General features: G+C 60.8%; 18 protein-coding genes. 8 read left to right on the forward strand and 10 right to left on the reverse strand.

The features are described 5' to 3' along the window. Positions 1–24: 24 nt before the first annotated feature. The gene (gene xseA, locus K6118_RS01915; RefSeq protein WP_247118509.1) at positions 25–1,506 is read right to left on the reverse strand and encodes an exodeoxyribonuclease VII large subunit; all 1,482 of its coding nucleotides are present in this window, start codon (positions 1,504–1,506) and stop codon (positions 25–27) included. Positions 1,507–1,621: 115 nt separating this feature from the next. On the opposite strand from xseA, the gene purD reads away from it, so the two are divergent. Next, positions 1,622–2,899, forward strand: coding sequence for a phosphoribosylamine--glycine ligase (purD, locus tag K6118_RS01920; protein ID WP_247118511.1), 1,278 nt, complete (start codon positions 1,622–1,624; stop codon positions 2,897–2,899). A gap of 6 nt (positions 2,900–2,905) precedes the next feature. Here purD and K6118_RS01925 read toward each other — a convergent pair whose 3' ends face one another. Together K6118_RS01925 and K6118_RS01930 are read right to left on the reverse strand one after the other, a co-directional pair. Further along, positions 2,906–4,309 (reverse strand): class II fumarate hydratase, encoded by a 1,404-nt coding sequence (locus K6118_RS01925; RefSeq protein WP_247118513.1) that lies wholly within the window; start codon positions 4,307–4,309, stop codon positions 2,906–2,908. Positions 4,310–4,370: 61 nt separating this feature from the next. Continuing rightward, positions 4,371–5,912 carry a PAS domain-containing sensor histidine kinase gene (locus tag K6118_RS01930; protein ID WP_247118515.1) on the reverse strand — a complete coding sequence of 514 codons (1,542 nt, stop codon included), beginning with the start codon at positions 5,910–5,912 and terminating at the stop codon, positions 4,371–4,373. Positions 5,913–6,193: 281 nt separating this feature from the next. Here K6118_RS01930 and K6118_RS01935 point away from each other — a divergent pair, with 281 nt between their 5' ends. Continuing rightward, positions 6,194–7,423: an efflux RND transporter periplasmic adaptor subunit gene (locus K6118_RS01935; protein ID WP_247118517.1), complete on the forward strand. Its 1,230-nt coding sequence runs from the start codon at positions 6,194–6,196 to the stop codon at positions 7,421–7,423. Between the two features lie 12 nt (positions 7,424–7,435). Continuing rightward, entirely contained in the window at positions 7,436–10,576 is a 3,141-nt protein-coding gene (locus K6118_RS01940) for an efflux RND transporter permease subunit (RefSeq protein WP_247118519.1), read from the forward strand. Between the two features lie 85 nt (positions 10,577–10,661). Here K6118_RS01940 and ggt read toward each other — a convergent pair whose 3' ends face one another. Continuing rightward, complete coding sequence (gene ggt / locus K6118_RS01945) at positions 10,662–12,413, reverse strand: gamma-glutamyltransferase (protein ID WP_247118520.1); 1,752 nt, start codon at positions 12,411–12,413, stop codon at positions 10,662–10,664. Between the two features lie 153 nt (positions 12,414–12,566). Between ggt and K6118_RS01950 the strand changes: the two genes are divergently transcribed. Continuing rightward, complete coding sequence (locus K6118_RS01950) at positions 12,567–13,331, forward strand: ion channel (protein WP_247118521.1); 765 nt, start codon at positions 12,567–12,569, stop codon at positions 13,329–13,331. Between the two features lie 4 nt (positions 13,332–13,335). Here the strand turns inward: K6118_RS01950 and K6118_RS01955 are convergent, their stop codons facing one another. Next, positions 13,336–13,815 carry a YHS domain-containing (seleno)protein gene (locus K6118_RS01955; protein WP_247118524.1) on the reverse strand — a complete coding sequence of 160 codons (480 nt, stop codon included), beginning with the start codon at positions 13,813–13,815 and terminating at the stop codon, positions 13,336–13,338. Between the two features lie 194 nt (positions 13,816–14,009). Between K6118_RS01955 and K6118_RS01960 the strand changes: the two genes are divergently transcribed. After that, positions 14,010–16,406 (forward strand): S8 family peptidase, encoded by a 2,397-nt coding sequence (locus K6118_RS01960; RefSeq protein WP_247118526.1) that lies wholly within the window; start codon positions 14,010–14,012, stop codon positions 16,404–16,406. On the opposite strand, the gene K6118_RS01965 is transcribed toward K6118_RS01960, so the two are convergent. Together K6118_RS01965 and K6118_RS01970 are read right to left on the reverse strand one after the other, a co-directional pair. Further along, on the reverse strand, positions 16,403–17,620 hold the full coding sequence (locus K6118_RS01965) for a CaiB/BaiF CoA transferase family protein (protein WP_247118527.1): 1,218 nt from the start codon (positions 17,618–17,620) through the stop codon (positions 16,403–16,405). The genes K6118_RS01960 and K6118_RS01965 overlap by 4 nt on opposite strands. A gap of 14 nt (positions 17,621–17,634) precedes the next feature. Beyond that, complete coding sequence (locus K6118_RS01970; protein WP_247118529.1) at positions 17,635–18,813, reverse strand: acyl-CoA dehydrogenase; 1,179 nt, start codon at positions 18,811–18,813, stop codon at positions 17,635–17,637. 120 nt (positions 18,814–18,933) lie between these two features. Between K6118_RS01970 and K6118_RS01975 the strand changes: the two genes are divergently transcribed. Together K6118_RS01975 and K6118_RS17270 are read left to right on the forward strand one after the other, a co-directional pair. Then, positions 18,934–19,806 carry a LysR substrate-binding domain-containing protein gene (locus K6118_RS01975; protein WP_247118532.1) on the forward strand — a complete coding sequence of 291 codons (873 nt, stop codon included), beginning with the start codon at positions 18,934–18,936 and terminating at the stop codon, positions 19,804–19,806. Positions 19,807–20,088: 282 nt separating this feature from the next. Next, on the forward strand, positions 20,089–20,217 hold the full coding sequence (locus tag K6118_RS17270) for a hypothetical protein (RefSeq protein WP_281500525.1): 129 nt from the start codon (positions 20,089–20,091) through the stop codon (positions 20,215–20,217). A 207-nt stretch (positions 20,218–20,424) separates the two neighbouring features. On the opposite strand, the gene K6118_RS01980 is transcribed toward K6118_RS17270, so the two are convergent. Beyond that, a complete protein-coding gene (locus K6118_RS01980; RefSeq protein WP_247118533.1) occupies positions 20,425–22,542 on the reverse strand; it encodes a M13 family metallopeptidase in 2,118 nt (705 codons plus the stop codon). A 251-nt stretch (positions 22,543–22,793) separates the two neighbouring features. Then, positions 22,794–23,621, reverse strand: a complete 828-nt coding sequence (locus K6118_RS01985; RefSeq protein WP_247118534.1) for a mechanosensitive ion channel family protein — start codon at positions 23,619–23,621, stop codon at positions 22,794–22,796. A gap of 187 nt (positions 23,622–23,808) precedes the next feature. Here K6118_RS01985 and K6118_RS01990 point away from each other — a divergent pair, with 187 nt between their 5' ends. Continuing rightward, a complete protein-coding gene (locus tag K6118_RS01990; protein ID WP_247118535.1) occupies positions 23,809–24,900 on the forward strand; it encodes a DUF2855 family protein in 1,092 nt (363 codons plus the stop codon). A 6-nt stretch (positions 24,901–24,906) separates the two neighbouring features. On the opposite strand, the gene K6118_RS01995 is transcribed toward K6118_RS01990, so the two are convergent. Continuing rightward, the gene (locus K6118_RS01995) at positions 24,907–25,527 is read right to left on the reverse strand and encodes a trimeric intracellular cation channel family protein (RefSeq protein WP_247118536.1); all 621 of its coding nucleotides are present in this window, start codon (positions 25,525–25,527) and stop codon (positions 24,907–24,909) included. Positions 25,528–25,583: the final 56 nt, after the last annotated feature.

Here is a 25,583-nt window from a genome sequence, read left to right on the forward strand (position 1 = left end):
TTGCGGCGAAGCGTGAACGGCTTATCATAACAAGGTCCCCTGCCGGCCATCGTCCGGCTTGTCTTTCTTCTTGGGCTTGGCGGCGGGTTTCGGCTTAGGCGCGGGCTCTACCGCCTTGGGCGCGCGGGCCGGATCGGCCTGCCCTTCCAGCACTTCCATGGCAGTCGTTCCGTCAGCGAAACGAACATTCACCTGATCCCCCGTGCTGAGCGCGCCCGCACGGGAAACCGGCGTGCCGCCCGCGTCCGTCACCAGCGCATAGCCCCGATCCAGCACGCGGGTGTAGGAAAGGCTTTCCAGCATCCGGCCCGAGGCTTCGAGCCGCGAGCTGAGGTCGGCAAGGCGGCGGCTGTAAGCGGGCGTGACCCGGCGATCGAGCGATTTCAGCCGGTCGGCGCCGAAACTCGCCGCCTGGCGCAGGCGCCCGACGCTGAGGCCGCCCACCAGCCGGTTGAGCTTCGCGGCCTTGATTTGCGCCACCGCCATCAGGCCGCGCGGCAGACGCTCGGACAGTTCATCAAACCGCTGCTCGGCAAGGCCGAGGATATCCCGCGGGGTCGGCAAACCGCGCACAAGCCCGCGCAGGCGCTCGGCCCTGTCGCGCACCATGAGCCCGCGCTGAGTGGCGAGCCTGCGGCCAAAATCGGTCACGCTATAGAGAAGCTCTTCCCGAACCGGTACGGCCTTCTCGGCCGCGCCCGTCGGCGTCGGCGCCCGCAGGTCGGAAACATAATCGATCAGTGTGGTATCGGTTTCGTGGCCGACGGCGGAAATGAGCGGGATGGTGCTGTCCGCGGCGGCGCGCACCACCACTTCTTCGTTGAAGCACCACAGGTCCTCGATCGAACCGCCACCGCGCGCGACGATCAGCACATCGGGCCGCGGCACATTCCCTGAGCCGTCGATGGCGTTGAAGCCTCGGATCGCCGCTGCGATCTGCTCGGCCGCGCCCTGCCCCTGCACCAGCACCGGCCAGACGATGACATGACGCGGGAAACGATCATTCAACCGGTGGAGAATATCGCGGATCACCGCCCCGGTGGGTGAGGTCACAACACCGATCACCCTCGGCAGGAACGGGATGCGCTTCTTGCGCTCCGGCGCAAACAGGCCCTCGGCGGCGAGCTTCTTCTTGCGTTCTTCCAGAAGCGCCATCAGGGCGCCTGCGCCCGCCGGTTCCATATGGTCGACCACCATCTGGTATTTGGAGCGCGCGGGGTATGTGGTCAGCTTGCCAGTGGCGATAACCTCCAGCCCGTCTTCCGGCACGAAACCGAGGCGCGCGGCGACACCGCGCCAGCACACGCCGTCCATCACCGCGCTTTCGTCCTTGAGGCCAAAATAGACATGGCCGGAAGAAACCCGCTTCACGCCGGAAAGCTCAGCCCGCACCCGCACATAGCCGAACTGGTCCTCAACCGTGCGCTTTAAGGCGCCCGAGAGTTCCGAGACGGTATATTCATGGATGTTGGTGCCGAGCTCGCCACCGGTGTCCTTGTCGGTCATGCTGGCCTGATCTCCTTCATGCCTTTCTTTCCCGCCCATTCGGGCTTGAGTGATCTGGAACCTATGATACAAGGGGGCAGCCTTCAAGCAACCCTGAGCAACCCAGGTGAAAAATATGAATATTCTCGTCATTGGCTCCGGTGGCCGCGAACATGCCCTTTGTTGGAAAATTGCCCGGAGTCCCATGATCGGCAGCCTTTACTGCGCGCCGGGTAACGGCGGGATCGCTGACGTTGCCACCTGCCTCGACCTTGACGCCGCCGACCATGGCGCGGTGATCGAGTTCTGCCAGAACCACGATATCGGCCTTGTGGTCGTAGGCCCCGAAGCGCCGCTGGTCGCAGGCCTTGTCGATGACCTGACCGCCGCGAACATCCTGGCGTTCGGCCCCACTAAGGGCGCCGCCCAGCTTGAAGGCTCCAAAGGCTTCACCAAGGATATGTGCGCTAAGTATGGTATCCCGACCGCCGCTTACGGCCGTTTTTCGGACGCCGAGAGCGCCAAGGCCTACACCCGCGAGCAAGGCGCGCCCATCGTCGTGAAAGCCGACGGCCTGGCTGCCGGCAAGGGCGTGATCATCGCCCAGACGCTGGACGAAGCGCTTGAAGCGATCGACACCATCTTCGGCGGTGCCTTCGGCTCGGCCGGGGCTGAAGTGGTGATTGAGGAATTCATGGAAGGCGAGGAAGCCAGCTTCTTCGCGCTGGCGGACGGCACCCACACGCTGGCGCTTGCCACCGCCCAGGACCACAAAGCCGTGGGCGACGGCGACACCGGCCCCAACACCGGCGGCATGGGCGCCTATTCCCCCGCGCCCGTGATGACCGATGAAATGAATGCCCGGGTGATGGCTGAGATCATCGAGCCCACCGTGCGCGCCATGGCCGATATGGGCCACCCCTATAAGGGCGTGTTCTTCGCCGGCCTCATGATCACCAAGGACGGCCCCAAGCTCATCGAATATAACTGCCGCTTCGGCGACCCGGAGTGCCAGGTGCTGATGACCCGCATGACCAGCGACCTCGTGCCGCTCTTGATCGCGGCCGCTGAGGGCAACCTCAAAGGCAAGATGGCCGAATGGTCCGATGACGCCGCGCTCACCGTCGTTATGGCGGCGGCAGGCTACCCCGGCTCCTACAAAAAAGGCACCGAGATCAAGGGCCTGGAGCGCGCGACCGATACCACCGGCGCCTATATCTTCCACGCAGGCACCAAGCGGGAAGATGGCCACCTGCTGGCAACCGGCGGCCGGGTCCTGAATGTCACCGCGCGCGGAAAGACCGTGACCGAAGCCCAGGAAAAAGCCTATGAGACGATCAAGCTGGTTGATTGGCCCGAAGGTTTCTGCCGCTCGGACATCGGCTGGCGCGCGGTCGAACGCGAAAAGGCCTGACGCCCGCTACCCCCCTTTGGTCATGGCAAGCGGGTCGACCCACTTGTCATAATCGGCTGCGCTGAGCGCCTGTAGGGCGAGCGCAGCCTCCCTGAGGCCGGTTCCTTCATGGTCAGCCTTGAGGACGATTTCAGCAGTTTTGTCATAGCCGATATGCGGCACGAGGGCTGTCGCCACCATCAGGCTGTGGGCGACATTGGCGCTGAGGCGTGCCTCATCGGCCTTCAACCCCTTGAGGCAGCGTGCCGTGAAGCTTGCCATCGCCTGCCCCAACAGGATCACCGATTGCAACACGGCATAGATGATTACCGGCTTATAGGCATTGAGCTGGAACTGTCCGCCCGCCGCCGCGTGGGTGACCGTGTCATGGTTGCCGAAGACGCGGACACACACCATGGTCATCGCCTCAGCCTGGCTGGGGTTCACCTTGCCCGCCATGATCGATGAGCCCGGCTCATTCTTCGGCAGGATCAGCTCCCCAAGCCCCGCGCGCGGGCCAGAGCCCAGAAGCCGGACATCGTTCGCAAGCTTATAAAGCACGGTCGCGAGCCCCGACAGAGCGGCGGAGACGCTGAACAGGTCCTGGTGCCCGGCGATCTTGGCGAACTTATTATCAGCGCTGGTGAAATTGAAGCCGCTGAGGGCGGACAGTTCACGCGCGAAAGCGGGACCGAAGTCCGCGGGCGCATTGAGCCCGGTCCCGACCGCCGTGCCGCCCTGCGGAACCGCCAACAGGCTGTTCAAGGCCCCGGAAAGCGTCTCTCTCGCCGCCCCCAACTGGGCGGAGAAAGCAGAAAATTCCTGGCCAAGCGTCATCGGGACTGCATCCTGCAAATGGGTGCGGCCAACTTTGACCAGCCCGGCGAACCGGCTGGCGCAGCCCTCCACCTCATGGATCAGATCATCGAGCGCCAAGGCCCCCGCGTCCCGCCATGCCATCAGGGCAGCCAGGTTCATCACCGTCGGGATCGTGTCGTTGGAGGATTGCGCCATATTGACATGGTCGTTCGGGTGCACCGCCGCGTAGGACCCAAGCGCCGCGCCAAGGCTTTCCCCGGCCCGGTTCGCGATCACCTCATTGGCATTCATGTTATATTGCGTGCCTGACCCGCTTTGCCACACCGGCAATGGGAAATGGTCATCCAGCTTACCGGCCACCACATCCGATGCCGCCAGCTCGATCGCTTTGGCGCGCTTGGCGTCTAGGGCGCCTGAGGCTGCATTGGCCCGCGCAGCCGCCTGTTTCTGCATCCCCAGCGCGCGGATAAAGACCGTGGGCATCAGCTCGGTCCCCGGTGGGAAATTGCGGCGGGCACGTTCTGTCTGCGCGCCCCAGTAACGGTCCACCGGCACGCGGACGGCGCCAAGGCTGTCCCTGTCTTCACGGGTTTCGATCTGCTCGCGGGTCATGATGGCACCTCCCTGAAAAGAGGCCCTATTCCACCATAGATCGCAGGGGCTGGATAGGGGGTTAGTCTTCTTCCTTGGCCTTCACCTTGAAGGGCGGGAAGACGACGCTGACACGGGTCCCGACGCCAGGCTGGCTGTCGATGGTCATGGTCGCGTTGAGTTTCTCCGCGAAGGCGGAGATCAGCGGCAGCCCGAGGCCCGAGCCTTCGTGCCGGCGGCTCAGGCTGCTATCCACCTGGCCGAACGGGCGTTTGGCGATTTTAATCTCTTCCGCCGTCATGCCGATACCGGTATCGGTAACGCTGAGGCACACACCGCCGGTACCGGTTTTCTCAAGCGCCACGGTCACATTGCCACCCGGTTCGGTGAATTTGACCGCGTTCGACAGCAGGTTGAGCGTGATCTGCTTGATGAGCCGTTCGTCCGCTTCCAGAAGGACGCTTTCATCGAACTGATGCTCAAGCCTCAGGCCTGCTTCGAAGGCGCGCTGCTGTACGAGGGTCACGCACATCTCCAGCGCCTCAAGCGGGTCGATCCAGGTCAGATAAGCTTCCAGCCGCCCGGCCTCCACCTTCGAAAGGTCGAGAATATCATTGATGATGGACAGAAGGTGCGTGCCGCTTTCGTGGATATCGCGGGCATATTCGCTGTAGCGCGGGTTGCCGATCGGGCCGACCATCTCATCCCGCAGGATTTCAGCGAAGCCGAGGATGGCATTGAGCGGCGTCCTGAGCTCATGGCTCATGTTGGCGAGGAATTCTGACTTGGCGCGGTTGGCGAGCTCGGCCGTGTCGCGGCTGCGCTGCAGCTCCTGCGCCTGCAAAAGATCATCTGTCACATCCCTGCCGATCAGCAGGAGCATGGGCTCGTTTTCATGCTCGATCTTCTGGGCGAACAGGCGGAAGTGCCGGATGAGCTTGCCCCGTGTCCGCACCGTCGCCGGGACATCGGTCATCGAAGCGGTCATCTTGAGTTCTTCGACGAACCGGTTGTGGAAGGTGGAATCCGCCCAAATGCCGAGCGTCTCCATCGGCTTGCCGATAACATCGTCCCGCCGGCGGCCGAACACATTGAGGAACGCCGGATTAACATCCAGCACATGGCCGTCCCTCAGGCTGGACAGGATCATCACCTCCGGCGTCAGACGGAAGACATTGTGAAACAGATGTTCCGATTTCTTGCGCGCCTGGGCCGCCAGTTTACGGTCGGTAATATCATAGATGCAGCCGACGACAGCAGTTGTGCCGTCCCACTCGATCAGGCTGGCACGGCAGTCGACCCAGCGGACTTCACCGTCGGCGCGGACCATGCGGAATTCATAATTGTCCGGCCCGCCGCCCGCCAGACGCTTGCGGTAATGACGCTCGACAAGCGGCCTGTCGGCCTCATGGACCCAACGCTCGATCGGCTCAGTGTTCAGCTCTTCCTGGGTGCCGTCGAAAGCCAGCAGGGAACGGAGCGTATCATTGCTGTAAAGGATCGAATCCTCATGGCGAACCATCACGCCTTCCGTCAGCGCGTCAAGAAGTACAGACCACTCGGCATGCCCACTTTCCCCCACGGAAGACTTTGTTTTCTTGTTCAATGCCAAGCTTTCGTTCACCAGCCCGTTCCTGCCCTCAAATTTGGTCCAAAATCATAGAAATAATGAAGAAAATTGCAATCAGCAAACGGCGGGTGGGTTCATCAAGCACCCATGCTACAGTAGTATAGCGGCTTCTGCCAGCCCGCCTCACCAGCTGGGGGCCGCCAAATGCCGCCATTTAGGCCATTGACAATGCCCGGCAATTCCCCAAATAAACAGTGACATCTATATAGCGGTGATATATATAGAGAAGCATAAGCAAAAAGTGGCTTAAGCCACATTAAAATGCGAGGATGACAGTGAGGAATATAATCAAGATCGCCGCACCAATCGTGGTGCTGGTGGCTGCAGTTGGCATTGTTAAGATGCTCGGGGCAGCCAAAGAAGCTCCTGCAAAGAATGATGAAAAGCCCCGTGCGGTGTCGCTTTATGTCGACCCTGTCCGCGCGGAGAATGTGCGTTTGACCATTCGCACCCAGGGTGAGGTCCGGCCCAAGACCGAGATCGACCTGGTACCGCAGGTTTCCGGCCGTATCGTTTCCATGAGCGATTCGTTCGCGGCAGGGGCCGGGTTCAAGCCCGGAGAAACCCTGATCCAGATCGAAGACGCCGATTATAAGCTGGCCGTCGCCAGCGCCGAGGCCCGCGTGGCCGAAGCCCAGGTAAACCTGGCGAAACAGCTGGCCGACGCCCGTATCAAACGCAAACAGTGGAAAGATTGGGTCAAGGACGGCGAGCCGACCCCGCTGGCCTTGAACCAGCCGCAGGTCGCAGAAGCCCAGGCCAAGCTGCGTGCAGCCCAGGCCGACCTTTCGAACGCCAAGCTCAACCTTTCGCGGACCGCGATCAAGGTGCCCTACTCGGGCCGTGTACTGGAACGCGACGTCAGCGTTGGCCAGTATGTCTCGGTCGGCACCAAGCTCGGCCGCGTGTTCGCCACTGACAAAGTGGAAGTTCGCCTGCCGCTCACAGATGAGCAGCTCCGGGAACTGGCCCTGCCGATCGGCTTCGTCGCCAAGGCGGGCGATGCCCCGGTGGTGAAACTGAAATCTACCGTCGGCGGCCTGCCCCATGAATGGACCGGCCGTATCGTGCGCACCCATGCCGCGATCGACAAGCAGACCCGCCTGATCTATGCGGTCGCCGAAGTGTCCGACCCATATGGCGCCGGTGCCCACCAGGGTATGCCGCTCGCCGTCGGCCTTTATGTCAATGCCGAGATCGAAGGCGTTATCCCGCAACATGCCTATGTCATGCCGCGGGACGCGCTGAGGAAACAGGACCAGGTTTACCTGATCCGCGACGGCAAGCTGCAAATCCACACCGTCGACATCCTGTCCACCAGCGACAAGCTTCTGTATGTCCGCGATGGGGTGAAGGACGGCGACAAGGTCGTGACAGCCCCAGTTCAGGCCGTTTACGATGGGATGCCCGCGCTGCCGATCATGCGCACCGCCAAGAAGGACACCACCACCGACGATGGTGTTCAGGCGGCGGCCGCCCGCACCGACGACAGTCCGTCGCGCTAAAGGGGGCCGAAGATGAATAAGCTTATTGAATGGTGGGCACGCAACCGCGTTGCGGCCAACCTCCTGATGGTCGGTATCTTTCTCGCCGGCATCCTGGGCTTCACTTCAATGGACCGGGAAATGGAACCGCAGGTTCACTTCCCCGGCCTGCAGATTGAGGTTACCTGGCCCGGTGCCAGCCCTGAGGAAGTGGAACAACAGGTTGTCGCCCGGATCGAGGAATCGGTCAGCGATCTCGACAATATCGACTGGGTCCGCTCGACCTCATCGGAAGGTTACGGTGTTGTCTATATCCTGGCGCGTACGAACCAGAACTTCACCAAATTCCTGAATGACGTCAAAAGCCGGGTCGATTCAATCACCGCGCTCCCCAGGGACATTGAACCACCACGCATTTCCCAGTGGGTGAACCGGAACGAATTCATCCGGGTCGCCGTCCATGGGAACCTGAGCGAGAAGGAACTCAAACGGCTGGCTGAAAAGCTGCGCCGGGAAGCCGCCCAGCTTGACCATGTTTCCATCGTCCAGCTGTTCGGCACGCGCCGGGAAGAAGTCTCGATCGAAGTGAGCGAGGAAGCGCTGCGCCGCTATAACCTCAGCTTCAATGACATCGCAACCGCGATCCGCAAAAACTCGATCAACCTCTCTGGCGGCTCCGTCCGCACCGAGGCTGGCGAAAATATGCTGACGACCCGCAGCCTGGCCAACAGCAAGGAAGACTTCGAAAAGATCATCGTCCGCCAGACCGCCGATGGCGGCACCCTGCGTGTCGGTGACGTCGCGCATGTGATCGACGGCTTCGAGGACAATAACATCCTTGCCACCCTGAACGGCGAACCGGCCATCCTTCTTCAGATCATGACCACCGACAGCATGGACATCGTCAAGGCGTCCCGCTCGGTCAAGAAATGGATCAAGGAACGGCAGGCAACCCTGCCTGAAGGCGCCAAGCTGACGCTGTGGACCGACAATAACGAAGCGTTCGAAAGCCGCCTCAACACCATCGGCAGTTCGGCCATCCAAGGCCTGGTGCTGGTGCTGCTGGTGCTCTTGCTGACGCTTCGGCCGAAGGTGGCCTTCTGGGTCGCGGGCGGGATCGCCACGGCCTATGCCGGTGCCTTCATCCTGCTGCCGGCCCTGGATATCTCCATCAACATGCTGTCGACCTTCGCCTTCCTGCTCGTTCTCGGGATCGTGGTCGATGACGCCATCGTGGTGGGGGAAAGCATCCATACCGAAAGCCAGCGCACAGGCGGTGGCATCACAGCTGCGGTCTTCGGCACACAGCTTGTGGCCAAGCCGGTGATCTTCGCCGTCCTGACCACGGTTATTGCCTTCCTGCCCTGGCTGTTCCTCGATGGATCGACGTCTGAATTCACCCGCCAGATTACGTGGGTGGTTGTGTGCTCGCTCAGCTTCTCGCTCCTGGAAGCTCTCCTTATTCTGCCGTCGCATCTCTCGCACCTGAAGCCGCGCAAAAAGCTCGGCGCCTTCGGCCGCTTCCAGAAAAAGATTGCCGACAGCATCACCTATTTTGCCGAACACAAGTACCGCAAGATGGGTAACTGGGCTGTCCGTAACCGGTATCTGGTCTTCACCATCTTTGCCGGGATTTTTGCCATCAGCATCATTGGCCTCTTCGGCAATAACTATGTGAAGAAATCCTTCATGCCGGAGATCGAGTCCGACCAGATCATCGTTAACGTGACGCTGCCGGAAGGCACACCCTATAGCCGTGCGCTCGAAATCCTGGGCCAGCTCCAGGGGGCCGAGAAGAAGCTGGTCGCCGAAGTCGATAAACGGACCAAAGGCAAGGGCAAGCTCATTGAGAACTGGTACACGCGCTCCCGCCGGGACAGCGTGATCGCCATTGTCAAGCTTGCCCCGCCGGAAGTTCGCGACCTGTCGGCCAAGGAAGCATCCATCCGGCTGCGCGAACTGATGGGGGATATCCCTGACGCCAAGGAAGTGTCTGTACGCTATACCGAAGGCGACAAGGATCCGGGCTTCGAGCTTTCGATCCGTCACCATGACCTCACTACGCTGAGGGCTGCAGTGGCTGATCTGGAGAAAAAGCTTCGCACCTATGACGCGCTTTATGACATCCGCAACAACCTTGAAGGGGCGTCGGACGAAATCCGCATCACGCTCAAGCCCGGGACCGAAAAGCTTGGGCTGACACTGTCCGACGTCATGACCCAGGTTCGTCAGGCCTATTATGGCGAAGAGGTCCAGCGTATTCCGCGCGAAGGCCAGGACGTCAAGGTCATGGTGCGCTATCCCAAGTCGTCGCGCCGGTCGATCGAAAGCCTGAAGGACTTCCGCGTCCGTACCGCTGATGGCCGTGAGGTCCCGCTGATGTCGATTGCCAACCTCAAGTTTGCGCCTGGTATCAAGCGCATCCAGCGTTGGAACGGCAACAGGGCTGCCCGTGTCAGTGCCGACATGAAGGAAAACGTCCGCGACGATATCATGAAGGACCTGAACAAGAATTTCTTCCCCCAGTGGGAGAAGAAATATCCGGGTATCATCCGTGGCTCCATCGGCCAGGCTGAAGGGGAAGCCAAGTTTGTCAGCCAGGTAATGAAGCTGTATCTCGGTGCGTTCTTCGCCATGTATATGATGCTGGCGATTGCGTTCCGCAGCTACTGGCAGCCGATCGCGATTATGATCGCGATACCGTTCGCCTTTGTCGGTGCGGTCTTTGGTCATTTTGCGCTCGACCTCACCATGGCGATCTTCAGTTACTTCGGGATCGCCGCCGCCGCGGGCGTTGTGGTGAACGACAACCTCGTGCTGGTGGATGCCTGTAACAAGCTGAAGGAACGCGGCTACAAACCGCTTGAGGCTATCGTCGAAGCTGGCGTGTCCCGCTTCCGCCCGATCATGCTGACCTCGGTCACCACAATCATCGGCCTTGTCCCGATGCTTGCTGACCGGTCTATCCAGGCAGCCTTCCTGAAGCCGATCGTGGTATCGCTGACATCGGGCGTGTTCATCGCCTTCTTCGTCACGCTATTCCTGGTGCCGGCGCTTTATTCGATCGGCGAGGACCTGACCCGTATATTCAGCCACTTCTGGGCTGGAATAAAATCGGTGTTCGGGTTCGGTAAACCGGCCGCGGCTGCCCAGCATCCGGCACAGGCCGAATAAGCCAACCAGCCTGACACACGGCACAAAAATAAGGGCCGGAGGAATTTCCTCCGGCCCTTTTCTTTTCTGGAATGGCGCGCCCGGCTTAGAAGCCTGCGGCGTAAGCCCCCGGACGGCGCGGGTCAGCCGCACCCATGATGATATGGTTCGGCCCACGCATCAGCGTCTGCGCCTCACCCAGCACCTGATCCCAGCTATCTTCCGAGTTGATCTTCACATGGTGGCCCATCCCAACCAGGATACGGCGGGTATCCACGCTCAGGCCCGGCTCCATGTAAATCCGGTCCGGGTACCACTGATGGTGAACCCGCGGCACGGAAACGGCGGCAGCAGGGTTATAGCCAAAGTCGATGGTGTTGAGGACGACCTGCAGCACCGTCGTGATGATGGTCGACCCGCCCGGGCTGCCGGTGGCGATATAGGGCTCGCCATTCGGCTTGAAGATGAAGGTCGGCGTCATCGAGCTCAGCGGGCGCTTGCCAGCTTCGACCGAGTTGGCCTGACCGCCCAGAAGACCGAAGCCGTTCGGCACGCCCGGCTTGGCCGAGAAGTCGTCCATCTCGTTATTCAGGAGGAAGCCCGCACCCATCACAGCATGGCCGTTGCCGTAGCTGTAGTTGAGCGTATAGGTGTTCGAAACCATGTTGCCATACTTGTCCATGACCGACGTCTGGGTGGTTTCATGGCTTTCATACGGCAGCTTCTTCGCCGGACCGATTTTCGACGACGGCGTCGCCTTGTTGGGGTCGATCAGATTATAGATGCTCTTCGCGTATTTCTTGCTGGTGAGTTCCTTCACCGGCACGTCATAGAAAGCCGGGTCGCCGAGGAATTTGGAGCGGTCAGCATAGGCATATTTCATCGTCTCGACCAGACGGTGGATATAGGCCGCGCTATTCAGGCCGTAGGACTTCATCGGCCAGTTTTCGAGCACGTTAAGCATCTCGATCAGGTTCACCCCGCCGGAGGACGGCGGCGGCATGGTCGCGATCTTGTAGCCACGGTAGGTGCCGATGATCGGCTTGCGCGTGAAGGTCTTGTAGGTGTTCAGGTCCTCATGGGTGATGAGGCCGCCACCTTCTTCCATGGTCTTGACAAGCGCGTCTGCCACCCAGCCCTTATAGAAACCGTCAGCACCCTTCTCGGCGATGGTCTTCAGGGTCTTGGCAAGGACAGGCTGGCGGAAAATCTCACCCGGCGCATAAACCGACCCATCGGCCTTGTAGAAATATTTCTTCGCGGCCGGGTCCGCCTGCAGGCGGTCCTTATATTCCTTCAGCGTCTCATTGAGGCTCCAGGTCATCGGGAAGCCTTGCTCCGCCAGACGGATCGCCGGGGCCATGACCTGCTTCAGCGGCAGGGTGCCGTATTTGGACAGCGCTTCCGTAAGGCCCATAACCGTGCCCGGCACGCCCGAGCCCTTCAGGGTGAAACGGACGCGGTTGTTGTCCACGCTGCCATCCTTATTGAGGTACATGTCGCGGAAGGCCGCCTTCGGCGCGATTTCGCGGTAATCGAGCGCGATGGTCTTATCCTGGTCCTTCAGATAGATCATCATGAAGCCACCGCCGCCGATGTTCCCGGCCTGCGGCAGGGTCACGGCCAGCGAAAACAGCGTCGCAACCGCGGCGTCCACCGCGTTCCCGCCTTCTTTCAGAATCTCCAGCCCAGCCTCGGACGCATATTTATCCCGGCTGACAACCATGCCGTTCTTGGCAAGTTTAGGGTGAAACTGGGTTTCATAGGTGTAGATGGGGCTGCCGTCTTTGGCCACCACTGGCGCCATAAAGCACCAGGATGCAGCCAAGGCCACAGCGAACAAACGCATCAAACGCATGCGAAACTCCCTTTATTTACATACATTCCCAGGGAGCCATCATAGGCACAGAAAGGCCTTCGTCCAGCGCAAAGCATTGCAGGGGTCATCGGCTGCTTGCGCCCCTGCCCCCAATTTGGCACGCTGTGACATAACCTGACGGGGAGGCAGCAGATGCGTGAACGCCTGCAAAGGCTTTATTACGGCGATGATAAAAGCGGACGCTGGTTCCGCTATTTCCTGCTGATTTTCGACCTCGTCACCATCTCCTATTTCATTATCTCCTCGCTGCTCCATGAGGGGCAAACCGGCCGGATACTCGATTATCTGATCGCGCTGGTGCTGGCAGCCGACTATGGCGCCCGCATGGTGCTGGAGAAGAAGCGTCTGCGCTATGCCTTCCGTTTCTCGTCGCTGACCGACCTCATCGTGATCCTGTCGCTCCTGTCTCCGCTATTGGTGGAAAACCTGGCGTTCCTGCGCGTGGTGCGCATGCTCCGCCTCATGCGCTCCTACCATATGCTCAAGACGCTGAGGGGCGAGGTGCCCTGGTTCAAACGCAATGAACAGATCATCCAGTCCAGCATCAACCTGGTGATTTTCATCTTCGTGATCACCGCCGTTGTCTATGTGCTGGAGGCGCGGCAAAACCCGGCGATCAACAATTACTTCGATGCGCTCTATTTCACGGTCGCCACTCTCACGACCACCGGCTACGGCGACATCACCATGTCGGATTCCCTTGGCCGTATGGTCACCATCGTCATCATGGTATTCGGGGTCGGCCTGTTCTTGCGCCTGGTGCAGACCATCTTCCGGCCGATCAAGGTGGAATATAAGTGCCCGAGCTGCGGCCTCAGCCGACATGACCCTGATGCCGTCCACTGCAAACACTGCGGTGTGGTTTTGAATATCCCGACAGAAGGTGACTGGGGCTGACCGATTATTCCTTGGGCTTGTCCACAAGCCCGGGGAAATTGGCGTCCGCGCTCCTAATAAAACCGGGGATATCCTTCTCCCAGCGGGCTTTGATCTTGGCGCTATAATTCAGGTAGAGCTTGCCACCGATGATGCGCCATTCCTTGGGGTCGCCGCTCGCGGTATAGCCTTGCGCAACCGCCCAGGCGCAATAACCGCCATACTGCGGGGCGTATTTCTCAGGGTCCGCGAGGAAAGCATCCAGGTGGGCCTGGCTGGCAAAACGCCACAATGCGCCATGGTAACGTATGGTAAATTTCTTTGAGCCCTTCACCGGCTTGCCGTCGGTGAAATAGGACACAGGGTCATAACCGCTGACCGCCAGGTCGCTGAAGACCCCCGTGTACACAGGGGCTTCCCCCGCGACCGCGGCAGAGGTTGGCGCGACAGCCACAGCGGCCACAGCCATCATCAACAGGATAAATGTGGTGGATAACCGTTTCATCTTACACCTCCCCCAAGGATCGTTCCTGTCCCTTCATACACCCATAAAGCTTAGATACGGCATCAAGCCTTGTTGACTTCCCCGTGTAGAAGGGGGCGATCACGGTCGCCTCAACAATGGTTTATGCCCCCTTGTTTATGCCTTTAAAAAGGATAGGCTGAGAAATCCGACGCATCCTTTTGGGGAAGGAGCCCATGGCCCACCGGCTGAAGCTTACGACCATCTGTTTTGTTGCAGCGGCAACGCTTTGCCTGAGCGCCTGTTCGGGCGGCGGCGCCACCAGCCAGCCTACCCCACAAACCCCAAGCGGCGGCTCCTCGGGCCCCGTATCCGCGCCCCCCTCCGTCACCGGAACAGCCGATGATTTCCGCACCAAGGAATATCAGGCCAACTGGGGGCTGGAAGCCATCGGCGCCGCCGACGCTTACGCCCAGGGCTACAGCGGCAAGGGTGTGACCATCGGCATCGTCGACTATAATTTCGACTTCTCATCCCCCGAGGTGAATTTCTCAGCGGCGAGCGCAGGCGAAAACCCCGCCTACCGCGCCATCTACGAAGCCCAGATCGGCCAGGGTGCGACCAGCACGCCCCACGGCCAGGCCGTCGCCGTGATCGCCGCCGGTGTCAAAAACGATGTCGATACCCACGGCGTGGCCTTTGGCGCCACCGTGCTCGGGATCGACTTTTTCTCAGGCGTCAATGCCTACCAGACCAGCCAGAACGGCGTCCTCTACACCGTTTCCGACCCCTGGACCTATGCGGTCCAGCACGGCGCGCGGGTGATCAACAAATCCTTCGGCTATGACGAAGGCGACGTGATCGCCAACCCGCCGCAGGTCAGCCAGCGCTATGTGCTCGACGATTCCACCAACGCGGTCGCGGCAGGCGCGCTCCTTGTCGCTTCCGCCGGGAACAACAGCGGCAGCGAACCGTCACTCTCTAACCTCGATGCGCTCGACCAGTTGCAGGCAAATGGCCTTCTCTCGAGCGGCAACGGTGCCATGCTGATTGTCGGCGCGGTCGACCAGAACAACCAGATCGCCGATTTTTCCGACAAGGCGGGCGACGGTATTGCCAAGAATTATTATCTGGTCGCCCCCGGCGTACGCGTGGTTGCCCCGTGGGTCACGGACACGGACGGCGCTGGGCTGTATTACCTGAACGGCACCAGCTTCTCAGCGCCGCATGTCTCAGGCGCCGCCGCCCTCCTGTTCGAACGCTGGCCGACCCTGACAGCACGCCAAGTGGCCAATATCCTCCTCGATACCGCGACCGATCTGGGCGTGGCGGGGGTGGACAATGTCTATGGCCATGGCCTTCTGAATGTGGCCGCGGCACTCAAGCCCGTGGGCGCAAGCGCGATCGCGGTCAGAAGCGGCCAGAAACCCCAGGTGCCGGTGACCCAGACAGGCCTCCGGTTCGGCGCGGCCTTTGGTGATGTTCCGGGGCTGAAGGCCAGCCTCAAGCACACCATGATCCTGGATAGCTACCACCGCGATTTCCAGATCGACACCTCCGGCATGGTCTCAACCAGCGATCCGGCGATGAATATCCTCGCCCGGATGGATGCGCGGGCGGACTGGCGCGCGTCGGCCCTCACCCTCGGCCCCGGCACCATGAGCTATGTGGTGAACCTGGACAAACGGCTGACCCCAGAGCGCGCCCTGATGGGCGAGGCGGGCGAAAACCTCGGCCCCAAGGTCAGCGCCAGTTTCGAATTCACCGGGTCTTACGCCGGGTCAAAATGGGCGATCGGCACGGGGCGGAGCCTCACTGACGCCCTCGCCCGCACCCCGGTGGATGACCCGGTCGCAGGGCGTTTCTCGCTTACCGGCGCGTCTGACCCCGTTCTGCCCACAGGCCAAGGCGCTTACCTGTTGACCGGGAAGCGGCTTGGGGAGGACACAGACCTCTGGGTCGGTGCCGCCATCGCATCGGTTTCGGGGGAGAAGAACCACCCTGTCCGGGCTCTTCAAGGGGACAGCCGCACGCTGTCGGTCGCGGCACGCCTGGTCCATTACCTAGGCATCGGCCAATTTGGCACCGAATTGGGCCTGACCCGCGAAAGCGACAGCGTGCTCGGCAGCCGCTCGGCGGGCGGGTTCGCGCTGTCAGGTGGCGCTGATACCGCCTGGCTGACCGTGGACGGCAACGCCTGGCTCGGGGATGGGTTCAGCCTCAGCGCCCGACTGACCGGCACCGCCACGCGTGCTGCCAGCGCGGCAAGCAGTCTGTTCGCGGGCACCGGCACCATCTATGGCACCAGCTTTTCGCTGATCGCTGCAAAGGAAGGCGCGCTGGCCCATAATGACAGCCTGAGCCTTAGCCTCTATCAGCCGCTGAGGGTCGAACGCGCCGTCAGTCATTATGTCACCGGTACCGGGCTTAACCCCGACACGGGCGATGTGCTGTTCAGAAGCCGCCGTGTCTCGCTCGCGCCGTCAGGCCGCGAACTGGCGGTCGAAGCTGCCTATAGCCTGACACTGGACGGCTGGCTGATGGAAGCTAACCTCGGCCACCGCTTTGACGCCGGGCATATCGCCGGGCTGCAGGATACGCTGATGATGCTGGGCCTGAGCCGCCGCTTCTAGCCCAGAACCTTGCTTGCCCGAATGATCGCCTGTTCCTCGGCGCTGAGTCCGAGCACGTCCGTTAGCACGGTGTCAGTGTCCGCCCCCAGCGCGGGCGGGGCCTTGTCATAAACCACTGGCGTTTCCGAAAAACGGATCGGGTTGGCGACAGACGGCATCGGCGTACCGTCTTCGGCCTCAAGCGTCAGCACGGTACCCCGCGCCTGAACCTGCGCATCGTCGAACACACGGCCCATGGTGTTGATCGGTCCACCCGGCACATTCGCTTCCTCAAGCAGCGTGGTCCACTCATCGGTCGTGCGCCCGGCGATCATGCCGGCGACGATGGGGATCAGTTCCTCCCGGTTGGCAACACGTGCCGGGTTGGTGGCGAAACGCGGGTCTTCTGCAAGCGCGGGCATGCCAGCGGCCTTGCAGAAGCGCGCGAACTGACCGTCGTTACCGACCGCCAGCACCATATGGCCGTCTGACGTCCTGAACGCCTGATAGGGCACGATGCTCGGGTGTGCGGTACCCAAGCGTTTGGGTTCCTTGCCGGAAACCAGATAATTCATGCTCTGGTTCGCAAGCACGGCGATCTGCGTATCCATCAGCGCCATGTCGATATGCTGGCCTACACCGGTCTTCTCCCGGTGATGGAGCGCACCGAGGATGCCGATGGTGCTATAGAGCCCGGTGAACAGATCGGTCACCGCCACGCCTACCTTCATCGGCCCACCGCCGGGCACGCCATCCGGCTCCCCCGTGATGCTCATCAGCCCACCAAGCGCCTGGATGAGCGCGTCATAGCCCGGACGGTCCTTGTAAGGCCCGGTCTGGCCGAAGCCGGTGATCGAACAGTATATGAGGCCGGGGTTCACCGCCTTGAGGCTATCATAATCCAGGCCGTATTTCTTCAGGCCACCGACCTTGAAATTCTCAACCAGAATGTCCGACTGCTCGACAAGGCGGCGGATAAGCGCCTGGCCTTCCGGCTTGGTCATATCCACCGTAACCGAGCGCTTACCCCGGTTCGCGCACATATAATAGGCCGACAGCCGGGTCTCACCCTCCTCAAAGAAGGGCGGGCCCCAGGTGCGGGTATCGTCGCCTGCGCCCGGGCGCTCGATCTTGATGACGTCGGCACCCAGGTCAGCAAGGCACTGGGTTGCCCACGGCCCCGCAAGGATGCGGCTGAGGTCGAGAACCCGGATTCCGGAAAGCGGACCGGCCATAAAAACCCCCTCGCTTAAAAGAAGGCCTGAAGCCCGGTCTGCGCGCGGCCGAGGATCAGGGTATGGATGTCATAGGTGCCCTCGTAGGTATTGACGGTTTCCAGGTTCACCATGTGGCGGATCACGTGGAATTCATCGGAGATGCCGTTGCCGCCGTGCATGTCACGCGCCATGCGGGCGACGTCCAGCGCCTTGCCGCAGCTGTTGCGCTTGATGATGGAAATGCACTCGGGTGCTGCCTTGCCTTCATCGAGCAAGCGGCCAACGCGCAGGCAGCCCTGCAGACCGAGGGTGATTTCGGTCAGCATATCAGCCAGCTTCTTCTGCACCAGTTGGTTCTGGGCGAGCGGGCGGCCGAACTGCTTGCGGTCGAGCGTATATTGGCGCGCGGCGTGCCAGCAGAATTCGGCGGCACCAAGCGCGCCCCAGGCAATGCCGAAACGTGCCTTGTTGAGGCAGCCGAACGGACCACCGAGGCCCTTGGCATTCGGCAGCAGGTTTTCTTCCGGGACGAAGACGTTATCGAGCACGATCTCACCGGTGATGGAGGCACGCAGGCTCATCTTGCCTTCAATCTTCGGCGTGGAGAAACCTTCCATGCCGCGCTCAACGATGAAGCCGCGGATGACATCATCCAGCTTCGCCCACACAACCGCGAGGTCGGCGATCGGGCTGTTGGTGATCCACATCTTGTTGCCGGTCAGCTTGTAGCCGCCGTCAACCTTCTCGGCGCGGGTGCGCATGGAGCCAGGGTCGGAACCATGGTCCGGCTCGGTGAGGCCGAAGCAGCCGACATATTCGCCCGAAGCAAGCTTGGGCAGATATTTTTTGCGCTGTTCGTCACTGCCATAAGCATAGATCGGGTGCATCACCAGCGAGGACTGGACCGACATGGCCGAGCGGTAACCGCTGTCCACGCGCTCAACTTCCCGCGCGATCAGGCCGTAGGCGACATGGCTTGCTTCAGCACCGCCGAACTCTTCCGGCAGGGTCGCGCCCAGAAGGCCCATTTCGCCAAGCTCGTTCATGATCTCACGGTCGAAACGCTCATGCCGGTTGGCTTCGAGGACACGGGTCATCAGCTTCGCCTGACAATAGTCACGCGCGCTATCGCGGATCAGGCGCTCTTCTTCGGTGAGCTGGTCATCAATAAACAGCGGGTCTTCCCAGTTGAATTGGGCTTTCTTGCTCATGGCGGGGCTCCTTCCCATAAAGCGGCCAATAATGATTTTCATGAATGTATAGTGCATTCCGGGCGCACATAAAGTAACATTTCAGACTGTTATCATTACAAAAAGTTATGAACTTCCAATATGAAACGCCGTATCCCGCCTTTGACCGCCCTGGAATGTTTCGACGCCGTCATGCGCCACGGCCAGGTGACGCGCGCCGCGGATGAGCTGAACCTCACGCAAAGCGCGGTCAGCCGCCAGATCGGCAACCTTGAGGCTTATGTCGGCACGGCGCTGTTCCGGCGCGAACGCAAGCGGCTGATCGCCACCGAAGCGGCCGTGCAATATGCCGCCGCGCTCACCCTGCTCCTCAGCCAAATGGAAGCGGAAACCCTGCGCCTGATGGCGGGTGGCACCGACGATAAGGTGCTGACGCTCGGCCTTCTACCCACCTTCGGCTCCCGCTGGCTGATCCCGCGGCTTGGCGGCTTCACGCAAGGCAACCCTGACATCCAGCTCAATATCGTCACCGGGCTCGGACCCTTCAATTTCACCGCCGACGGCACCGATGTCGCAGTCCAGTATGGCAGCGGCACATGGCCGGGCGTGACCGCGCACCGTATCATGGGCGAGGAAGTCGTCGCTGTCATCGCACCCGATCTCTATGCGGACGGCACGCCGCTATCGTCCTACGACCGCCTGCATATGACCACGCGCCCGACCGCCTGGGCCACCTGGGCGGACGCCAACGGACTGGAGGGTGCCGTGCCAGTGGGCGGCCCCAAGTTCGAGAATTTTAACATGATGATTGAGGCCGTGCGCTCAGGCCTCGGGGTCGCGGTGCTGCCGCTTCTCTATATCGCTGATGACCTGAAGACAGGCCGCCTGATCGCCCCCTTCGGCGCGCCCGCCATCAGCGAACAAGCCTACTATCTCGTCTACCCGGATACGCAAGCCGCCAGCCGCAAGATCGCCCTGTTCCGGGATTGGATTCTGGGCACAGCCAACGCCTAAATGGTCGACACTCACCCGTTCGCGACTCCTCGTCGGAGAAATGAAATTCCGAAATCACACTGGGAGGAAGAACACCACTTACTCCTGGCAGGAGTAAGAACCAATGAATTCGCAACGCCCATATCAACACCACATATAGTAACAGGCAAAGCATCACCACATAGAGGTAGCGATAATTCTTGTTATACTAAGCATTCTACCTTTGACATCCCCCCCTAAAAGGCATTCCTATTGATACCGTTCTCTCCGAGCGATTTTTGCGTCTACGCCTCGGAGAGAAAAATGAAAGACCCCGTCAAAATTACCTTCGAAGGCCCCGGCTATGTCGTCATTGCCAGGATCATAGCCATTCTGATTATCGGCGGTTTTTCGGTCGAGCCTCTGCTGCGCTACCTGCAGGCCCTGCTGTGATCTCTACCGTCTCTCCGGTGTCACCCCGGGACTTGATCCCGGGGTCCATGACTGACACGGGCGCACGCGCCAGGTGCACCGTATGGGTACCGGGATCAAGTCCCGGTACGACAATGAGTTTGATAGCTCTTCTCCACTGACCTCCCGCCCAAAAATAAAAGGGGCCGGCGGATGCCAGCCCCTTCGTGGGATAACCGTTAGTCCGGTTTACCAGATTTTCACGCGCTTTTCAGGCGGCAGGTAGAGCTTGTCACCCGGCTTGACGTCGAAGGCTTCGTACCACTGCGGTACGTTGCGGACGACACCGTTCACCCGGAACATGGCCGGTGAGTGCGGGTTGGTCTTAACCAGACGCAGCGTCAGTTGATCCCGCATCTTGCTCTTCCACACCTGGCCGTAGCCGAGGAAGAAGCGCTGCAGGCCAGTAAAGCCGTCGATCACCGGCGCATCCTTGCCGTGGAGCGACAGTTTGTAAGCCGTCAGCGCCGCGGAAACACCGCCAAGGTCGCCGATGTTTTCGCCCAGCGTCAGCTTACCGTTCACGAAAGCACCCGGGATGGCTTCATACTTGTCATACTGGCCAGCCAGCGCTTCGGTACGCTCATGGAAGGCCTTGAAGTCAGCCGGGGTCCACCAGTCACGCTGAACGCCCTTGGCGTCGAACTTGGCGCCCTGGTCATCGAAGCCGTGGCCCATTTCGTGGCCGATCACGGCGCCGATGGCACCATAGTTGACAGCCATGTCGGCGTTCGGATCGAAGAACGGCGGCTGCAGGATAGCGGCCGGGAACACGATCTCGTTGAACGGCGGGTTATAGTAGGCGTTGACCGTTTGCGGGGTCATGAACCATTCGTCGCGGTCGGTCTTCTGACCGATACGGGCGTTGTCCCGGTCCTCGAAGAATTTACGCACGCGGCGGGCGTTGCCGAACAGGTCACCGCGGACGATCTTGATGCCCGAAAGGTCGAGCCACTTGTCCGGATAGCCGATCTTCGGACGGAAGGTCGCCAGTTTCTCATGCGCGGCCTTCTTGGTTTCCGGGCTCATCCAGTCGAGCGCGTCGATACGCTGGCCATACGCCTTGCGCAGGTTCTCCACCAGCTCAACCATCTTGGCCTTGGCTTCCGGCGGGAAGTAGCGCTGGACATAGAGCTGGCCGAGGGCTTCGCCGAGACCGTTCTGCGCGCCGACGATGCTGACGCCGCGTTTCCAGCGCGGACGCTGCTCTTGCTGGCCATTCAGGACCTTGCCGTAGAAATCGAAGTTGGCGTTGTCGATCTCGTCCGACAGCAGGTAGGCGTTCGAGGAGATCAGGTGGTAGGTGAGATAGGCCTTCCAGGTATCCAGGTCGGTCGCATTGATAACATCGATCACCGGACCGGTCGCCGACGGGTAGCTGAGGTTCAGGTCCTTGATGTCCTGCTTGTAGCCGTGTGCCTTCAGGAAGGCATCCCAGTCGAAGCCCGGGTATTTGGCCTTCAGCTCATCCAGCGTCATCGGGTTGTAGGTCTTGTCGGCGTCGCGTTTTTCCGCGCGCGCCCACTGCGGCTCGGCCAGCTTGGTTTCAAGCGCGAGGATCTTGTCAGCATCGGCCTTGGCGCGGGCTTCGTCCTTATAGGCGAAGTTCAGCATCTTGGCGATGTTGGCGACATAGGCTTCGCGGATCTTCTGGAAACGCTCGGTCTTGTCGAGATAATAAACCTTGTCCGGGAGGCCGAGGCCACCGGTGACGATGTCGAGCTCATAGAGGTCCGGGTTCTTGCGGTTGAAATCCCAACCGGCGCGGATCGGGCTCGCGCTATTGTCATATTCCGAGTTGCCGAATTCCTGGATCAGGTCAGCCTTGTCCTTGATGGCGGCGATATGGTCGAGGTCACCCTGCAGCGGGCTGATGCCCAGCTTGTTGACGGCGTCCGTATCCATCCAGCTGGCGTAATAGTCGCCGACCTTCTGTTCGGGCGTGCCTTCGGCGGCATGTTTGGCCGAGACTTCCTCGATGATGGTCTTCACACGCTCTTCCGAGCGGTCACGCAGCGCCTGGAAGGCGCCGTAGCTCGTGCGGTCAGCCGGAATGGTGTAGCTGTCGTACCATTTGCCGCTGGTGTATTTGAAGAAGTCATCGCCCGGCTTCACGGCCTGGTCACGCGACGTGAGGTCGACGCCCCAGGTGCCCAGTTCCGGCTTTTTGGCTTCCGCCATTTTTGCCGGCTGCTCTTGAGCGGCCTGGCCTTTGTGTTCCTGCGCCTTTTCCTGTTTCTGGCCGCACGCGGCTGCCAGGAAAATTGCCGATGTCGCCACCGACAGCTTCAACCAGTTCTTGATCATGTTTCCCCCTCCAGGGTCGGTTTGTTTGTCTTATTGTTGTTTGCGTCGCCGGAAAGTGATGGCCCAGCCCAACCCGTGCCCGTTCCCCCGACTGCGAAGCGCAAAGATAAGCAGCAGGGCAGGCCTGCCGTCAATAAACGAAAGTCTAAAATGAGACCGAAAGTGCGCTCCTTGCGGCAAAATTCGTTTCTTTTGTCTCCATTAAGGGCGCCCCACCCGCTGGCGGGGACGCCATAGCCCCATGTGAAGGGTTAATCGGCCACGCTATAGACCGTGCGGCACGGGAACGGAATGCTGATTCCATTGGCGTCGAAGGCTTCCTTCACCCCCTTCAAGAGGTCCCAGTTGAGCTGCCAAAAGTCACCCGAGGCGCACCAGACCCGCACCATGATATTGACCGAGCTGTCGCCCAGTTCGGTTACCGCCACAACGGGTGCCGGGTCGGTCATGCAGCGCGCATCTTTCGCCAGGATATCTTTGATCACGTCCATCGCCTTGTCGATATTGTCGCCATAGCCGATGCCGTAGACGATCTGCAGGCGGCGCGTGTCATGATGGTTGAAGTTCTTGATCGACCCGCCCCACACCGAGCTGTTCGGGATGGAGATACGGACATTGTCCCCCGTGTCCATCTTGGTCATGAAAAGCGAAATGCTTTTGACCACCCCGGCATGGCCCGCAACCTCAACGAACTGGCCGACCTTGAACGGACGGAACACCAGCAGCATAACGCCCGCCGCCAGGTTGGAGAGCGTACCCTGCAGTGCGAGACCGATGGCAAGGCCAGCAGCACCGAGCATGGCGACGAGGCTGGTCGTCTGCACGCCGAACTGGTCGAGAAGCGCGATGCCGGTGAAGGTTATCACGGTATATTTGGACAGGCTGGCGAGGAACTGGCCGACGGTGTCATCCAGCTTGTCGGATTTCGCGAACAGCGCCTTGAGCCTGCGTTCGACCACCCCCGCGAACCACAGGCCGACAATCAGCACCACAACGGCGCTGAGTATGGTGACGCCGAATTCGGTCACATAATGGATGATCTCATCCATGGTGGGCGTGTTTTTCTGTAAAAAGTCCATCGCGTCGTTCCCCTGAAAATCCATTAACGCCACCGGGCTCCAACCTTGGGAGCACCTAAAAATAAACTGCCGCTACAGTAGCAAAATTGATGCTATTCGCCCAGCCGTCAAATCCACCACCGGTTTGATTTATTGTGTTCTCGGCCTATCTTCGCAACCGAACACAGCTCCATGAGGGGAAACCAAAATGTCGTCCACAATCACCCGCACCGACTTTCTTGTCCGCCGTGACGCCCTGCATGAAACATCCTTCTGGGAAGTGCCGGTCGAGCCCGCTGCCCTCAAGGACGGGGAGGTGATCCTGAAGGTGGACAGCGTCGCCTTCACCGCCAACAATGTCACCTACGCCGCATTCGGGGAGGCCATGCATTATTGGGATTTCTTCCCGGCGCATGACGGCTGGGGCCGCGTGCCCGTCTGGGGCTTCGGTGATGTGGTCGCCTCCAAATGCGCGGGCGTGAAAGTGGGCGAACGCTTCTACGGCTATTACCCGATGTCGAGCCACCTGACGGTAAGCCCGGTCAAATGTTCGCCCGCGGGCTTCATGGACGGCGCCGCCCACCGGCGGGAGCTGAGCCCGATCTACAACACCTATGTCCGCACCACCACCGACCCGGGCTACAGCGCAGACGGCGAAGACCTGCAGATGATCTTCCGCCCGCTTTTCATGACCAGCTTCCTGATTGACGATTTCCTGGACGACAATGACTATTTCGGCGCGGCCCAACTGGTGCTGTCGAGCGCCTCCAGCAAGACCGCCTTCGGCGTCGCCTTCCTCGCCGCCAAGCGCGAGGGCGTGAAGGTGATCGGCCTCACCTCCCCCGGCAATGTCGGCTTCTGCGAGAAACTCGGCTGCTATGACGAAATCGTGGCCTATGACAAAATCCAGAGCCTGGATGCTGGCACGCCCACGGTGTATGTGGACATGGCCGGAAGCGGCCCTGTCCGGCGCGCGGTCCATAGCCATTTCGCCGACAACCTCAAGTTCAGCTCATCAGTCGGGGCGTCGCATTGGGACGATATGGGATCGAACAAGGACCTCAAGGGCCCACGCCCAACGCTGTTCTTCGCCCCCGCCCAAGGCCAGAAGCGCGCCAAGGAATGGGGCAACGACAAGCTGCAGGCCAAATCAGCCGCAGCCTGGGCCGCTTTCATCAGCCAGGCCAAGGACTGGATCACGGTGGAGCATCATACCGGCCGGAATGAGATGGAAGCGGTGTACCGCGCCACGCTTGACGGCAAGGTCAAGCCCAGCATCGGGCACATCCTGAGTTTCTGATAAGGATCAGTGCAGCGCCTTGGGCAGCGTCCAGTTCCACAGGATACCGCCCGCGCGCGCGATGAAAGCCCCGGCCATGGCGGTCCAAACCGTCACAACGCCGGGCGCGCCCACATAACGCATCAGGCAAAAGGTTCCCGCGCCGATAAAGGCCGCGGTCGCGTATACCTCGCCCTTTTTCATCACCAGCGGGATTTCGACGCACAGCACATCGCGGAGCATCCCGCCCGCCACACCGGTGACCACACCCATCATGGTCGCGACCAATGAGCTGCCAGTGACATCGAGCGCTTTTTCCGCACCCACGACGCAAAAGAGCGCAAGGCCGACAGCATCGGCCCAGGTCAGCCACTTGAGGCGCTTGCCCTGCCCGCCCTCGATATAATGTGCGAACAGGAAGGTCACCCCCGCCCCCAGAAGCGCGATATAGATATACCGCGTGCCTTCGATCCAGAAGACAGGCTGGCCGAGCACAAGATCACGGAGCGTGCCACCGCCGACCGCTGGCATCAGCGCGAGCACGACGATGCCGAACAGGTCCATGCCCTTGCGGACGGCCGCCAAAGCGCCCGAGATCGCGAAAACGAAAACCCCGACATAATCGAACAGCGTAAGAAGTGCGTCCATGCGCGCCCCCAAGATGAAACCAGCCCTTTCCTGATTGCCCGATAAGGGCCAGGAAA

The sequence above is a fragment of the Kordiimonas marina genome, from assembly GCF_023006325.1.
Taxonomy (GTDB): Bacteria; Pseudomonadota; Alphaproteobacteria; order Sphingomonadales; family Kordiimonadaceae; genus Kordiimonas; species Kordiimonas marina.